At 67.9% G+C, this 15,473-nt stretch carries 12 protein-coding genes; 11 read left to right on the top strand and 1 reads right to left on the bottom strand.

Annotated elements, in window-relative coordinates; genetic code table 11:
• Positions 1 to 5 precede the first annotated feature (5 nt).
• Positions 6 to 1,052 (bottom strand): 4-hydroxythreonine-4-phosphate dehydrogenase PdxA, encoded by a 1,047-nt coding sequence (locus AC07OD_RS25625; RefSeq protein ID WP_218339531.1) that lies wholly within the window; start codon positions 1,050 to 1,052, stop codon positions 6 to 8.
• 154 nt (positions 1,053 to 1,206) lie between these two features.
• Between AC07OD_RS25625 and AC07OD_RS25620 the strand changes: the two genes are divergently transcribed.
• The 11 genes from AC07OD_RS25620 (at position 1,207) to AC07OD_RS25570 (ending at position 15,464) form a co-directional block, all read left to right on the top strand.
• Positions 1,207 to 2,157 (top strand): LysR family transcriptional regulator, encoded by a 951-nt coding sequence (locus AC07OD_RS25620; protein WP_494598342.1) that lies wholly within the window; start codon positions 1,207 to 1,209, stop codon positions 2,155 to 2,157.
• Between the two features lie 161 nt (positions 2,158 to 2,318).
• A complete protein-coding gene (locus AC07OD_RS25615; RefSeq protein ID WP_494598341.1) occupies positions 2,319 to 4,229 on the top strand; it encodes an NADH-ubiquinone oxidoreductase-F iron-sulfur binding region domain-containing protein in 1,911 nt (636 codons plus the stop codon).
• Positions 4,226 to 7,135: a formate dehydrogenase subunit alpha gene (gene fdhF, locus AC07OD_RS25610; protein WP_494598340.1), complete on the top strand. Its 2,910-nt coding sequence runs from the start codon at positions 4,226 to 4,228 to the stop codon at positions 7,133 to 7,135. The genes AC07OD_RS25615 and fdhF overlap by 4 nt, the downstream gene beginning before the upstream one ends.
• Before the next feature lie 63 nt (positions 7,136 to 7,198).
• Positions 7,199 to 7,786, top strand: a complete 588-nt coding sequence (locus AC07OD_RS25605) for a DUF3305 domain-containing protein (RefSeq protein ID WP_494598339.1) — start codon at positions 7,199 to 7,201, stop codon at positions 7,784 to 7,786.
• Positions 7,779 to 8,498, top strand: a complete 720-nt coding sequence (locus AC07OD_RS25600; RefSeq protein ID WP_494598338.1) for a DUF3306 domain-containing protein — start codon at positions 7,779 to 7,781, stop codon at positions 8,496 to 8,498. The genes AC07OD_RS25605 and AC07OD_RS25600 overlap by 8 nt, the downstream gene beginning before the upstream one ends.
• Positions 8,458 to 10,533, top strand: a complete 2,076-nt coding sequence (locus tag AC07OD_RS25595) for a 4Fe-4S binding protein (protein WP_494598381.1) — start codon at positions 8,458 to 8,460, stop codon at positions 10,531 to 10,533. Before AC07OD_RS25600 ends, AC07OD_RS25595 begins: the two co-directional genes overlap by 41 nt.
• Before the next feature lie 14 nt (positions 10,534 to 10,547).
• Positions 10,548 to 11,162, top strand: coding sequence for a TorD/DmsD family molecular chaperone (locus tag AC07OD_RS25590; RefSeq protein WP_494598337.1), 615 nt, complete (start codon positions 10,548 to 10,550; stop codon positions 11,160 to 11,162).
• 146 nt (positions 11,163 to 11,308) lie between these two features.
• Positions 11,309 to 11,521: a formate dehydrogenase gene (locus AC07OD_RS25585; protein WP_492807080.1), complete on the top strand. Its 213-nt coding sequence runs from the start codon at positions 11,309 to 11,311 to the stop codon at positions 11,519 to 11,521.
• A gap of 13 nt (positions 11,522 to 11,534) precedes the next feature.
• Positions 11,535 to 14,501 (top strand): formate dehydrogenase subunit alpha, encoded by a 2,967-nt coding sequence (locus AC07OD_RS25580; protein ID WP_492253748.1) that lies wholly within the window; start codon positions 11,535 to 11,537, stop codon positions 14,499 to 14,501.
• Between the two features lie 112 nt (positions 14,502 to 14,613).
• Positions 14,614 to 15,231 (top strand): formate dehydrogenase FDH3 subunit beta, encoded by a 618-nt coding sequence (fdh3B, locus tag AC07OD_RS25575; RefSeq protein ID WP_218295860.1) that lies wholly within the window; start codon positions 14,614 to 14,616, stop codon positions 15,229 to 15,231.
• On the top strand, positions 15,228 to 15,464 hold the full coding sequence (locus tag AC07OD_RS25570) for a hypothetical protein (protein ID WP_494598336.1): 237 nt from the start codon (positions 15,228 to 15,230) through the stop codon (positions 15,462 to 15,464). The genes fdh3B and AC07OD_RS25570 overlap by 4 nt, the downstream gene beginning before the upstream one ends.
• Positions 15,465 to 15,473 lie beyond the last annotated feature (9 nt).

Genomic DNA, 15,473 nt, shown 5'->3' with positions numbered 1-15,473 from the left:
TTCTGTCATTCACCGGCCAGCGGGTCGCCCTGGCGGGCGCGCAGCTGGTTCGAGCCCATGCGTGCGGCGATCCGGAATGCGTTGTGCGTGGCATTGACATCGGCCACGCCCCTGCCCGCGATGTCGAAGGCCGTGCCATGGGCGGGCGTGGTGATGGGGATGGGAAGGCCGCCCTGGACGGTGACCCCCCGGCTGAATCCCAGCAGCTTGATCGCGATCTGGCCCTGGTCGTGGTACATGGTCACCACCGCCTGGTAGTGGCCGTCGCGCGCTTTCAGGAACACCGTGTCCGCGGGGAAGGGGCCTTCCACCGGCACTCCGGCTTCCTGGAGCGTCCTGACGGCCGGCGCGATGATGTCGATCTCCTCGCGCCCGCACATGCCGCCGTCCCCCGCGTGCGGATTGAAGGCCGCCACGGCCACCCTGGGATCGGGGAACCCGCTGTCCCGCAGCGACTGGTGGATGAGCCTGGCGGCGGCCACGATGCGTTCCTGACTCAGTGCCCGCGCGGCATCCTTGAGGGGAATGTGCGAGGACACCCGCGATGTCCACAGGCGGCCCAGGGTGTTGAACTCGCAGAAGTAGCCCTGCACTCCCAGGTACGCGGCGAAATGGTGCAGTTCGTCCTCGTGGCGGAGCCCGCCCAGCTTCATGGCGTGTTTGTTCAGGGGGGCGAAGCAGATGGCGTCCACATGGGCGGCCTGGGCCGCGTCCATGCAGAGGTTCAGCACCTGAAGGACGGAGGCCCCGCATTCCGCCGCCACGCGGCCGCAGCGGACCTTGCCGGCATCGATGGACGCCACCGGCACAAAGGCAGGTCGGTCCTGATGGGGGCGGTCGCGCACTTCGGCCAGCGTCGCGACGGGGTGTGTCGGCACGGCGACGCCAGCGGTCTGCTGGCCGGCATTCCACACCCAGATGTCGCCCACCACGACCACGTTGGCCTCCTCGTGGACATCAGGCCGGCTGAGCAACTTCGCGATGAGCTCAGGACCGATGCCCGCGGGGTCGCCCAGGGTCAGGGCCACGACCGGTTTTGCGGCGTTTGTCATGGATGGGATTCGGTTTTGGGTGGTGTCGCCTGCTGCATGTGGGCTGATTATTGGGAGGCGGATAGTTAACGTAAATTCAAAAATTGAACATAACTAATAATCACTGGTTATGATTTGACGCTGGGTTTTCCCGTAAGCCAGAGGCGGTTCCTCCATGCACAAAACAAGTCCTTTTGTCGTCTCGCAACTGCTCAACCGGCTGCGCATGCGGCAGGTCGCCCTCATGCTGGCTTTTGCCGAACATGGCACCTTGCGGGGGGCGGCGGTCGAGCTGGGAATGAGCCAGCCCGCCGCCACGAAGATGATTCAGGAGCTGGAGTCGGCGCTGGGGCAGCGCCTGTTCGAACGCGAGGGGCGGGGGCAGCGGATGACACCGGCCGGCGAGCGCGTGCTGGGGTACTTCCAGGGCATGCGCGGCTCGATGGAGTCCATGGCCCGCGAACTCGATGAACTGAAACTGGGAAGCGCGGGGCGCCTGGCGGTGGGCTGCATCATGGCGCCGCTGCCCACCTTGCTGAACCAGGCCATCATCGCTTTCAACAAGACCTATCCGCTGACCACCATCCAGGTGACGCTGGACACCAGCGACAGGCTGGTCGAACTGCTCAAGGACGGCCTGATCGACATCGCCATCGGGCGCGTGCGGCCGGAGCACAAGGCCCTGTTCGGCTTTCAGCCGCTGGCCAACGAGTCGCTGGCCGTGGTGGTGGGGATGGGGCACCCGCTGTCCAAGAAAAGGCAGGTTCCCTTCTCCAGCTTGCTGGACTACCCCTGGATACTGCAGCCCTCCGGCAGCCCCATGCGCGAGGTGCTGGACCAGGAGTTCCGCTCGCTCCACGCGCCGCCGCCCCGTGGCCTGATCGAGACGGCCTCCATCCTGACCACCATGCAGCTGATCGCGGACACCTCCATGGTGGCCGTGATTCCGCTGTCGATCGCCACGATCTATGCGCGGCACCATCTGCTCAAGATCCTGCCCTGCCACATCAAGCACAAGATGGGCGAGTTCGGCGCCATCACGCGCAGGGACCGCCCCCTGCCCCAGGCCGCGCGCTACTTCCTGTCGGCGCTGCATCGCAGCCGCCCGCCGCCGCCGCAGGCGTAGCGGCCGCGCAGGGGACGGCCCGGGCTCATTTGTTTTTGTGATCGTCCCATGTGCGTAAGCAATTTGACGCCCCCGCGGGCCTCGTCGACACTGCGCTCGCCAGCCTGCGGTATGCAGGCGGCTTCATAACCACCGCTGCGCGCCCCCCACGATCCCGATCCATGAATCCTGCACCCGAAGCCCCCACCGTGGCCGCCGTGTCCGTCAACGACATGCGCGAGCGCATCCGCCGCAAGAGCCGCCTGAAGGGCCGCCAGCCAGAGGATGCCGCACTGGCCGAGGTGGCGCAGCTGCTAGGGCCGCGCCCGGCCGATGGTTTTCGGCGCGATCTCCTCATCGAATACCTGCACCGGCTGAACGACCACTTTGGCGTGCTGCACGACCGCCACCTGGTGGCGCTGGCCAAGCAGCTCAACCGCCCGATGGCCGAGGTGTATGAAGTGGCCAGCTTCTACCACCACTTCGACATCGTGCGCGGCGAGGATGCCCAGGCCCCGCGCCTGGTGCTGCGGGTGTGCGACAGCCTGAGCTGTAGCCTGGCCGGCGCACATGAACTGCTGGCCGAGCTGCCCGGGCGCCTGCGCGCGATGAACCTTGGTGCAGGGCAGGGCGATGTGCAGGTGGTGGCCGTGCCCTGCGTGGGCCGCTGCGAGCAGGCGCCCGTGGCCGTGGTGCACCAGTGCCCGGTGCCACACGCCACGGTGGATGCCGTGCTGGACACCATCATTTCGAAGCCAAATCGGGCCCTGGCGCTTCATCCACAAGCGCTGGCAGCTATCAATTTTGATATTGCCGCGCTGGCCGAACACAGCGTGCCTGCGCAGCCAGACCCGGTCAGTCCCGCCCACACCGACCTCGCCACCTACCGCGCGCACGGCGGCTACCAGACGGCCGCCGCGCTGGTCAACGGCGAAATGGATGCCGAGGCAGTGCTCTCGGCCATGGAGAACTCGGGCTTGCGCGGCCTGGGCGGCGCAGGCTTTCCGGCGGGACGCAAATGGCGCATCGTGCGCGACCAGCCCGCGCCACGGCTGATGGCCGTCAACATCGACGAGGGCGAGCCCGGCACGTTCAAGGACCGCACCTACCTCGAACGCGACCCGCACCGTTTTCTGGAAGGCGTGCTCATCGCCGCGCAGGTGGTGGGCACCGAGGCGGTCTACATCTACCTGCGCGACGAGTACCACGGCTGCCGCGCGCTGCTGCAAGCGGCGCTGGACGACCTGCACGCCCAGCCGCCATGCCCGCTGCCCCACATCGAGCTGCGGCGCGGCGCGGGTGCCTACATCTGCGGCGAAGAGTCGGCCATGATCGAGAGCATCGAAGGCAAACGCGGCGAGCCCCGCATGCGCCCGCCCTACATCGCGCAGGTGGGCCTGTTCGGCCGGCCCACGCTGGAGCACAACTTCGAGACGCTGTACTGGGTGCGCGACATCGTCGAGCGCGGGCCCGAGTGGTTTGCCAGCTTCGGCCGCCACGGGCGCAAGGGGCTGCGCAGTTTCAGCGTCAGCGGGCGCGTCCGGCAGCCGGGCGTCAAGCTCGCGCCTGCGGGCATCACGGTGCAGGAACTCATCGACGAATACTGCGGCGGCATGGCCGATGGCCACCAGCTCTACGCCTACCTGCCCGGCGGCGCGTCGGGCGGCATCCTGCCCGCCAGCCTGAGCAACATCCCGCTCGATTTCGACACGCTGCAGCCCTACGGCTGCTTCATCGGCTCGGCCGCCGTCATCGTGCTCAGCCAGCACGACCGGGCGCGCGATGCGGCGTTGAACGTGATGCGGTTCTTCGAGCACGAAAGCTGCGGCCAGTGCACGCCCTGCCGGGTAGGCACGGCCAAGGCTGCGGCGTTGATGCGCGCCCCGCAGTGGGACGAAGAGCTGCTGGACGACCTGGCGCAGGTGATGGGCGACGCGTCCATCTGCGGCCTGGGCCAGGCGGCGCCCAACCCCATCCGCTGCATCCACAAATATTTTGCGCACGAGGTGGGCGAGGCGCCCTGGCCGGGCGACTTGCCCCGGCCGCGCAGCAGCCCGCTTGCCGAGCAACTGCCCGGAGGGCTGCAGCCATGAGCGCCGTGTTGACATCCACTGCAGTGCAGCCCGGCGTGGCCTTCGAGCTGGACGGCCAACCGGTCACCGCCCACCCCGGCGAAACCATCCTCAAAGCCGCGCAGCGCCATGGCGTGGAGATCCCGCACCTGTGCTACACCGACGGCCTGCGCCCCGACGGCAACTGCCGCGCCTGCGTGGTCGAGATCGCGGGCGAGCGCACGCTGGCCCCCAGCTGCTGCCGCGCACCCACGCCCGGCATGAAGGTGCAGGCCACCAGCCCGCGCGCCTGCAAGAGCCAGCAGATGGTGGTGGAGATGCTGCTGTCCGACATGCCCGATGTCGGATACCGGTGGAACGACGAAAAGACGTACACTCCTGATTTGATAGCTGTTAGCGCACGTCCATCCAGCGATAGCGGCAATTTTGATTCAAAAAATGATGCCCCAGTGGGCCAGCATGGCGAGTTGAGCGCCTGGGCCGGCCGCCTGGGCGTCTCGGTGCGCCCGGCCCTCCACGCCCTGCGCCGCGAGCAGCCCGCGCCCGACCTGAGCCACCCCGCCATGGCGGTGAACCTGGACGCCTGCATCCAGTGCAACCGCTGCGTGCGCGCCTGCCGCGAAGAACAGGTCAACGACGTGATCGGCTACGCGCTGCGCGGCGCGCAGAGCAAGATCGTGTTCGACCTCGACGACCCCATGGCCGAGAGCACCTGCGTGGCCTGCGGCGAATGCGTGCAGGCCTGCCCCACGGGCGCGCTCAGCCCCAAGACGCACATCGGCCCGCAGGCGGTGGACCGCAAGGTCGATTCGGTCTGCCCGTTCTGCGGCGTGGGCTGCCTCATCACCTACAACGTGCGCGATGAAAAAATCATCAGCGTCGAGGGCCGCGACGGCCCGGCCAACCATGGCCGCCTGTGCGTGAAAGGGCGCTTTGGCTTCGACTACGCCCACCACCCCGACCGCCTGACGGTGCCGCTGATCCGCAAGAGCGGTGTGCTCAAGGAGGTGCGGCCCTACGGCGCGGACTGGCGCGACACTTTCCGCGAAGCGACCTGGGATGAAGCGCTGGGCCTGGCCGCCGGCACGCTCAGGTCGCTGCGCGACACGCACGGCCCCAAGGCGCTGGCGGGCTTCGGCTCGGCCAAGGGCAGCAACGAAGAGGCCTACCTGTTCCAGAAGCTGGTGCGCACCGGCTTTGGCAGCAACAACGTGGACCACTGCACGCGGCTGTGCCACGCCTCTAGCGTGGCCGCGCTGCTCGAAGGCGTGGGCTCCGGCGCGGTGAGCAACCCGGTGCACGACGTGGAGCATGCGGAACTGATCTTCGTGATCGGCTCCAACCCCACCGCTAACCACCCGGTTGCCGCCACGTGGATGAAGAATGCCGCACAGCGTGGTGCGAAGATCGTGCTGGCCGACCCGCGCATCACGGACATTGGCCGCCATGCCTGGCGCACCCTGCAGTTCAAGGCCGACACCGATGTGGCCATGCTCAACGCGCTGATCCACACGGTGATCGACGAAGGCCTGGTGGATGAAGCCTTCATCCGCGACCGCGCCAACAACTTCGAGGCCTTGAAGGCCAACGTGATGGGCTGCAGCCCCGAGGCCATGGCCCCGGTGTGCGGCATCCCGGCCGAGACGCTGCGCGAGGTGGCGCGGGCGTTTGCAAAAAGCAAAGCCTCGATGATCTTGTGGGGCATGGGTGTGAGCCAGCACGTGCACGGCACCGACAACGCGCGCGGCCTGATCGCGCTGTGCGCCGTCACCGGCCAGATCGGCAAGCCCGGCTCGGGCCTGCACCCGCTGCGTGGCCAGAACAACGTGCAGGGCGCGAGCGACGCGGGGCTGATCCCCATGATGTTCCCCAACTACCAGCGTGTGGACAACGCCGGGGCGCATGCGTGGTTTGAACAGTTTTGGGGCACCCCGCTGGACGAGACCCCCGGCTACACCGTGGTCGAGATCATGCACAAGGCCCTGGCGCCTGACAGCGACCCGCACAAGGTGCGCGGCATGTACATCATGGGCGAGAACCCCGCCATGAGCGACCCCGACCTGAACCACGCGCGCCACGCGCTGGCCAGCCTGTCGCACCTGGTGGTGCAGGACATCTTCCTGACCGAGACCGCCTGGCTGGCCGACGTGGTGCTGCCCGCCAGCGCCTGGCCCGAAAAGACCGGCACCGCCAGCAACACCGACCGCATGGTGCAGATGGGCCGCCGCGCCTTGAACCCGCCGGGCGACGCGCAGCCCGACCTGTGGATCATCCAGCAGATCGCCGCGCGCATGGGGCTTGGCTGGAACTACGAGGGCGAAGAGTCGGGCGTGGCCGCTGTCTACGACGAAATGCGTCAGGCCATGCATGCCAGCATCGAGGGCATCACGTGGGAGCGCCTCGCGCGCGACTCCAGCGTGACCTACCCCTGCCTCACGCCTGACGACCCGGGCCAGCCCATCGTCTTCACCGAGAAATTCCCCACGCCCACGGGCCGCCTGCAACTGGTGCCCGCCAGCGTGATCCCGGCGGCCGAAAAGCCCGATGCCGACTACCCTCTGGTGCTCATCACAGGCCGCCAGCTGGAGCACTGGCACACGGGCAGCATGACCCGGCGCAGCACCGTGCTGGACGCCATCGAGCCCATGGCGACCGCGTCGCTGCATGGCGACGAACTGGCGCGGCTGGGTGTGGCGCCGGGTGCGCTGGTAGGCATCCGCTCGCGGCGCGGCATGGTGCAGGTGCGCGTGCGGCGCGACGACGGCACACCGCACGGCACGGTGTTCATGCCGTTTGCGTATGTGGAGGCAGCGGCCAACCTGCTGACCAACGCGGCGCTGGACCCGTTCGGCAAGATCCCCGAGTTCAAGTACTGCGCGGTGGCCGTCGAGCGGCTGGAGGTGGCGCAGGCCACTGCGCCGCACTGAGAACCCGCAAAGCCGCCTGGTTTTGCCTGAGCGCCGGCTGAGGGCGGAGTACAGTCAACGCCCATGACCGAACGCCCCCACACCGACGTTGCCGTGATCATGCGCTGCGAGCGCATCGACAACCGCTGGCAGCCCTGGCGCTGGTCGCTGGCCGAGGTGGTGATCAACGAGCCCACCTTCGGCACCGCGCCGCGCCGCCTGCTCAGCGACGAGCGCGAGCAGCGCTGGCTGTTCCCCGGCTTCGTGGTGGAGCTGTTCCGCGACGATGCCGAGGGCTACCACCTCAACCTCACCTCGCCGGCCCCGTGCTGGTTCGTGCTGTGGCGCCGCGATGAGGACACCGGCACGGGCGAGATCCCGCTGGCGCGCCCCGTGGCCGTGAGCCTGAGCTACCACGACGCCGGCCGCTGGCTGGACGCGCAGGAAACCGTGGAGCAGGTGCCCGCCCCGCCCGAGGTGCTGCAGGTGCTGCGGGCCTTCGTGGCGGAGCACTACCAGCCCGAGCCCAAGCGCAGGAAGCGCCCCGACAGCTTCCGCCCCCTGCAGGACCGTTTTGGCAACCCTGCGGCCGTTTCCACCGAGAAACAGCGCGGCGGCGGCGGGCGTGGTGGTGGTGACATTGTGGAGCAGGGAAGGGCAGACCGTGGCTGACGGATTCCTCGGGCGCTGGTCGCGCCGCAAGCAGGAGGTGCGCGAGGGCAAGCCGGTGGCAGACCCACCGCCCGCCGCCGCACTGCCCCCCATGCCGGCGCAGGGCTTGCCCGCCACGGCGGCGGCGACGGGGCAGGCCGCCCATCCCCCAGCGGCGGACAACCCGCCGCCCGTCGACCCGGCGCCACCGCCGCCCACGCTGGCCGATGCCCAAGCCCTCACGCCCGCGTCCGACTTCAAGCCCTTCGTGCAGCGCGCGGTCTCGCCCGAGGTGCGCAACCTGGCGATGAAGAAGCTGTTCGCCGACCCGCACTTCAACGTGATGGACGGCCTGGACATCTACATCGGCGACTACACGCAGCCCGATCCCTTGCCCGAGGGCATGCTGCGCAAAATGGCCAGCGCCCATGCCATGGGCTTTTTCGACCATGAAAAGCCCTCCCCGGACGCGGAGGGCGCTGCGGCAAAGCCCCCGGGTCCCGCTCAGCATCGGGATGATGCGGAGGCGCAAGAGGCTGCGGGCGTGGCACAGTCGGGGGTATGCACCGCTGTTCCTAGCGAGTCCTCCAGCGAGCCCGGCGCGCCCGCGCCGTCCACCACCGGGACGGCCGACGCGCCAGCCAGCCAACCCGACCATGACCACGACGCTCATCTGCGACTGCAACCAGACGATGCCCCTCGACGCGAAGGCGTTGGGCGCGGCACTGCATGACGACCAGGGCCTGACCCTTCATTCCACGCTGTGCCGGCGCGAAGCCGGCGCTTTCCAGCAGGCCATCAAGACCGGCCAGGACGTGGTGGTGGCCTGCACGCAGGAGCAGCGCCTGTTCGCCGAACTGGGCCAGCAGACCGAGGGCGCCATCTCCCCCATCCGCTTCGTCAACATCCGCGAGACCGGCGGCTGGAGCCGCGATGCGAGCCAGGCCACCCCCAAGATCGCGGCGCTGCTGGCCGCCGCGCAGTTGCCCGAGCCCGCACCCGTGCCCACGGTCACGTTCAGGAGCGCCGGGCGCCTTCTGATCATCGGGCCGCTGGATGCGGCCGAGCGTGCGGCGGCCATGGTGTCCGACGTGCTGGAGGTGACGGTGTTCACCCAGGGCCCGGGCGCTGCGGGCGGCGCGCAGGCGCGGCGCTTTCCCGTGCTGGGCGGGCGCATCACAGGCCTCACGGGCTGGCTGGGCGCGTTCGATCTGCAATGGACGGCCGACAACCCCATCGACCTGGACCTGTGCACCCGCTGCAATGCCTGCGTGGCCTCGTGCCCCGAAAACGCCATCGGGCTGGACTACCAGATCGACCTGTCGGCCTGCCAGTCGCACCGCACTTGCGTGAAGGTCTGCCAGGTGGCGGGTGCCATCGACTTCACCCGCGAAGCCGCGCCGCACACCGAGCGCTTCGACATCGTGCTCGACCTGCGCGCGGCCACGGCCACGACCACCTTCGTGCAGCACGCGCTGCCGCAGGGGTACTTCCGCTGGGACGGCCGCGACATCGCCACGCTGCTGCGCCTGCGCGAACTGGTGGGCGAGTTCGAGAAACCCAAGTTCTTTGCCTACAAGCAAAAGCTGTGCGCCCACAGCCGCAATGAAACCGTGGGCTGCAATGCCTGCGTGGACATCTGCTCGGCCGAGGCCATTGCCAGCGACAAGAGTCGCCAACAAATCAAGGTGAACCCGCATTTGTGCGTGGGCTGCGGTGCCTGCACCACGGTGTGCCCCACGGGCGCGTTGACCTATGCCTACCCCGGCGCCACGGACCAGGGCACGAAGCTCAAGACGCTGCTGTCCACCTATGCCGCGGCCGGCGGCAAGGACGCCGTGGTGCTGCTGCACAGCCAGGAGCGCGGGCAGGCGCTGGTGGAGGAATTGGGCCGCGCGGCGCAACTCAAGGTGGCGCACGGCGTGCCGGCGCGGGTGATTCCGGTGGCGGTGTGGCACACGGCCAGCCTGGGCGTGGACCTGTGGCTGAGCGCCGTGGCTTACGGTGCCTCGCAGGTCGTGGTGCTGGTGACCGATGAAGAAGCGCCGCAGTACCTCGAAGGCCTGCAGGCGCAGATGGATGTGGCGCAGGCCATCCTGCGCGGGCTGGGCTACACGGGCAGCCACCTGCAGTTGGTCAAAGCGGTGCATCCCACGGCGCTCGATGCCGCGCTGCAGGCGCTGGGGCAGACCCGCCAGGCCGCGCCCGCCGTGGCCGCGCGCTTCGCCGTGGCGCAGGAAAAGCGCAGCACGCTGGAGATGGCGCTGGACCATCTCATCGAACACGCGCCAGCCCCGGCCACGGTGCGGCCCGATGCCATTGCGCTGCCGGCCGCGGGCTCCCCGCTGGGCAGCATCACCGTGGACAAGGACCGCTGCACGCTGTGCCTGAGCTGCGTGAGCGCGTGCCCCGCCAGCGCCCTGCAGGACAACCCGCAACTGCCCCAGTTGCGCTTCATCGAGAAGAACTGCGTGCAGTGCGGCCTGTGCGCCACCACCTGTCCCGAGGACGCGATCACCCTGCAGCCGCGCCTGCTGCTCACGCCCGAGCGCGCGCAGCTGCGCGTGCTCAACGAAGCCAAGCCCTGGGCCTGTGTGCGCTGCAGCAAGCCGTTCGGCACGGTCAAGGCCATCGAGGCCATGCTGGGCAAGCTCTCGGGCCATCCCATGTTCCAGGGCGAGGCGCTGGAGCGCCTGAAGATGTGCAGCGACTGCCGCGTGATCGACCTGTATTCCTCCCAAAGCGAAGCGAAAGTGACGGACCTGTGAGCGCCCAACCTTCAATGACCACCCCTGGCAGCTCGGCGCTGGACGAAGAAACCGCGCGCGCCGAGCTGTATGGCCTGCTGTCGCAGCTGTACTACGCGGCGCCCGGCCCCGAACTGCTGTCCGCCCTGCGCGTGGCCGTGACAGAGACTCCGGCCGCTGGCGGCTTTCTGCAGGAGCCCTGGCAGCAACTGGTGGGTGCGGCGCGCGCGCTGGATGATGCGGCCGTGGCGCTGGAGTTCGACCGCCTGTTCGGCGGCGTGGGCAAGCCCGAGGTCTACCTGTACGCATCGCACTACCTGAGCGGCTTCCTGAACGAAAAGCCCCTGGCCCGCCTGCGCACCGACCTGGCCCGCCTGGGTTTGGCGCGTGATGAGGCGGCCATGCCCGAGACCGAAGACCACATCGCCTACCTGTGCGAGGTGATGCGCTACCTGATTGCCGGTGACGACGTGGCCGTGTGCAACCTGGCGTCCCAGCGCGACTTTTTTGCAACGCACCTGCAGCCCTGGACCGGGGCGCTGTGCGATGCGCTGGCGGCCCACCCCCAGGCCCGCCTGTATGCGGCGCTGGCCGCATTCACGCGGGCTTTCGTGGCCGTGGAGGCGCAGGGCTTCGACATGCTCGATTGAGCGGGGCGCGCTCGCGGCGTCTGGCCGGGCCGCTATAAAAGGTGAGTAACTTGGTGGGAGGTATTTGCCTCAATTGCAGTGTTGCACTCAGTGACATAGACTGTATGAACAGCCTTTCATAGCTGCCAGCCATTCTGGAGACAAGCATGCAGAACAGCCAACCCCCATCCTCGCGCCGCAGCTTCTTTGCCGGCGCCGCCACCGTCGGCGCCGCAGCGGCCGCCGTGGTGGCCCTTCCCCAGGTGGCGCCGTCTTCCGATGCGGCAGTGTCCGCGCCCCCCCGCGTGGCGCCGGAGAAGGGCGGCGGGTACCACCTGTCCGCCCATGTGAAGCAGTACTACAAGACCACCCAACTCTGACGCGGGGCGCCCCATGTTGCTCACCAAGAAATCGCCGCACGCCGCGCCCGGCGCAGCCCCGGCATCTCCCTTTGTCCACAGCCTGCGCCGCGGTTTGTCGCAGGCCCTGCCCACCATGGACCGGCGCTCGTTCCTGCGCCGCTCGGGCCTGGGCGTCGGCGTCGGCATTGCCGCGTCGCAGCTGACCCTGGTCAAGAAGTCCAGTGCCGCCGAAGGCGCCAAGGTGGGCCTGGGCGACAGCAAGATCGAAGTGCGCCGCACCGTGTGCACCCACTGCTCGGTGGGCTGTGCGGTCGATGCGGTGGTCGAGAACGGCGTGTGGGTGCGCCAGGAGCCCGTGTTCGACTCGCCCATCAACCTGGGCGCGCACTGCGCCAAGGGTGCCGCGCTGCGCGAGCATGGCCATGGCGAGTACCGCCTGCGCTACCCCATGAAGCTCGTGAACGGCAAGTACGAGCGCATCAGCTGGGACACGGCGCTGAACGAGATCACCGCCAAGATGCAGGAGCTGCGCAAGGCCAGCGGCCCTGACAGCGTGTACTTCGTGGGCTCGTCCAAGCACAACAACGAGCAGGCCTACCTGCTGCGCAAGTTCGTGAGCTTCTGGGGCACCAACAACTGCGACCACCAGGCGCGCATCTGCCACTCGACCACGGTGGCCGGCGTGGCCAACACATGGGGCTACGGCGCCATGACCAATTCGTACAACGACATGCAGAACAGCAAGGTCGCCCTGTACATCGGATCCAACGCGGCCGAGGCCCACCCGGTGAGCATGCTGCACATGCTGCACGCCAAGGAAACCGGCTGCAAGATGATCGTGGTGGACCCGCGTTTCACCCGCACGGCCGCCAAGGCCGACGAATACGTGCGCATCCGTTCGGGCACCGACATCCCCTTCCTGTTCGGCCTGCTGTACCACATCTTCAAGAACGGCTGGGAAGACAAGAAGTACATCAACGACCGTGTCTACGGCATGGACAAGGTGCGCGAGGACGTGCTGGCCAAGTGGACGCCCGACAAGGTGCAGGATGCCTGCGGCGTGGGCGAGGCGCAGATGCTCAAGGTCGCCACCATGCTGCACGAGAACAACCCGGGCACCATCGTCTGGTGCATGGGCCAGACGCAGCACTCCATCGGCAATGCGATGGTGCGCGCATCGTGCATCCTGCAGCTGGCACTGGGCAATGTGGGCAAGACCGGCGGTGGCACCAACATCTTCCGGGGCCATGACAACGTGCAGGGCGCGACCGACGTGGGCCCCAACCCCGATTCGCTGCCCGGCTACTACGGCCTGGCCGAAGGCTCCTGGAAGCACTTCGCGGCGGTGTGGGGCGTGGATTTCGAATGGATCAAGAAGCAGTACGCCTCGCCCGCGATGATGACCAAGAGCGGCATCACGGTGTCGCGCTGGATCGATGGCGTGCTGGAGAACAACGAGCTCATCGACCAGGACTCCAACCTGCGCGGCGTGTTCTTCTGGGGCCACGCGCCCAACTCGCAGACGCGGGGCCTCGAGATGAAGCGGGCCATGGACAAGCTGGACCTGCTGGTGGTGGTGGACCCGTACCCCTCGGCCACGGCGGCCATGGCCGCGATGCCCGGCAAGGCCGAGGACCTCAACCCCAACCGCGCCGTGTACCTGCTGCCCGCGGCCACGCAGTTCGAGACCAGCGGCTCCTGCACGGCCTCGAACCGTTCGCTGCAGTGGCGCGAGAAAGTGATCGATCCGCTGTGGGAGAGCCGCTCCGACCACATGATCATGCACCAGTTCGCCGAGAAGCTGGGCTTTGCCACCGAGCTGTCCAAGAACTACAAGATGCAGAAGGTCAAGGGCATGGACGAGCCCGTGCCCGAGGACATCCTGCGCGAGATCAACAAGAGCGTGTGGACCATTGGCTACACCGGCCAGAGCCCCGAGCGCCTTAAGGCGCACATGAAGAACATGCACGTGTTCGACGTGAAGACCCTGAAGGCCAAGGGAGGCAAGGACAAGGACACCGGCTACGACTTCACGGGCGACTATTTCGGCCTGCCCTGGCCCTGCTACGGCACGCCCGAGCTCAAGCACCCCGGCTCGGCCAACCTGTACGACACCTCCAAGCACGTGATGGATGGCGGCGGCAACTTCCGCGCCAACTTCGGTGTGGAAAAGGACGGCCAGAACCTGCTGGCCGAGGACGGCTCGCACTCGCTGGGCAGCGAGATCACCACGGGCTACCCCGAGTTCGACCATGTGCTGCTCAAGAAGCTGGGCTGGTGGGACGACCTCACCGACGCCGAGAAAACCAAGGCCGAGGGCAAGAACTGGAAGACCGACCCGACGGGCGCGATCATCCGCGTGGCGATGAAGCATGGCTGCCATCCCTTTGGCAATGCCAAGGCGCGCGCGGTGGTGTGGAACTTCCCCGACGCCATTCCGCAGCACCGCGAGCCGCTGTACGGCACCCGCCCGGACCTTGTCGCCAAATACCCCACCCATGACGACAAGAAGGCGTTCTGGCGCATGCCCACGCTCTACAAGAGCCTTCAGGACAAGAACGTGGCCGACAAGGTGCACGAGAAATTCCCGCTCATCCTGAGCTCGGGCCGACTCGTGGAATACGAAGGCGGCGGCGAGGAAACCCGCTCCAATCCCTGGCTGGCGGAGCTGCAGCAGGAATCGTTCGTCGAGATCAACCCCAAGACGGCGGCGGATCGCGGCATCCGCAACGGCGAGCGCGTGTGGCTCAGTTCTCCCACGGGTGCGCGGCTCAATGTGCAGGCGCTCGTCACCGAGCGCGTGGCGCCCGACACGGTATGGATGCCGTTTCACTTCTCGGGCCGCTGGCAGGGCGCCGACATGCTGGCGTACTACCCCAAGGGCGCGGCGCCCGTGGTGCGCGGCGAGGCCGTGAACACGGCCACCACCTATGGCTACGACAGCGTGACCATGATGCAGGAAACCAAGACCACGATCTGCAACGTGGAACGCGCCTGAAGACATGACCCCCACGCTTGTCACTTTGTGTACTGCGCTGCCCCCCGAGGGGGCCGCGTTTTGCCTTGGGGCGGCCCGGCGGCAAAACCTGAATCGCTGATTGGAGACAGCAATGGCACGAATGAAATTCATCTGTGACGCAGAGCGCTGCATCGAATGCAACGGCTGCGTGACCGCCTGCAAGAACGAGCACGAGGTGCCGTGGGGCGTGAACCGCCGCCGCGTGGTCACGCTCAACGACGGAGTGCCCGGCGAGAAGTCCATCTCGGTGGCCTGCATGCACTGCAGCGACGCACCCTGCATGGCCGTGTGCCCCGTCAACTGCTTCTACCGCACCGAAGAAGGCGTGGTGCTGCACGACAAGGATGTGTGCATCGGCTGCGGCTACTGCAGCTACGCCTGCCCGTTCGGCGCGCCGCAGTTCCCGTCGCAGGGCACCTTCGGCGTGCGCGGCAAGATGGACAAGTGCACCTTCTGCGCCGGGGGGCCCGAGGACCACGGCAGCCAGGCCGAGTTCGACAAGTACGGCCGCAACCGCCTGGCCGAGGGCAAGCTGCCGGCCTGCGCGGAGATGTGCTCCACCAAGGCCCTGCTGGCCGGCGACGGCGATGTGGTGGCCGACATCTTCCGCAACCGCGTGGTGCAGCGTGGCAAGGGCGCCGAAGTGTGGGGCTGGGGCACGGCCTACGGTTCGCAGCAGGCCGGCCAGCCTGCGGGGGGCAAGTCATGAAGCGGCTTCCCTTTCTTGTTGTTCTTGCAGCGGCAGGGGCTGTCGCGGCCCTCGCCGGCTGCGGCGAAAAACCCCAGACGGGCGCGGGCATCCGCAGCGACGCGCCGCCATATGCCGGCACGGGCAGCAACTTCACCCAGCCTGGCTGGAAGGCCGGGGACAAGGCCGGCTGGGAAGCGCAGCTCAAGGCGCGCCAGCAGTACGGCCAGAACGAATACACCCGCACCAAGTGAAGCGAGGTT

It is taken from the genome of Acidovorax sp. GW821-FHT10E03, from assembly GCF_059415205.1.
This window is presented reverse-complemented; position numbering and strand designations above follow the sequence as displayed.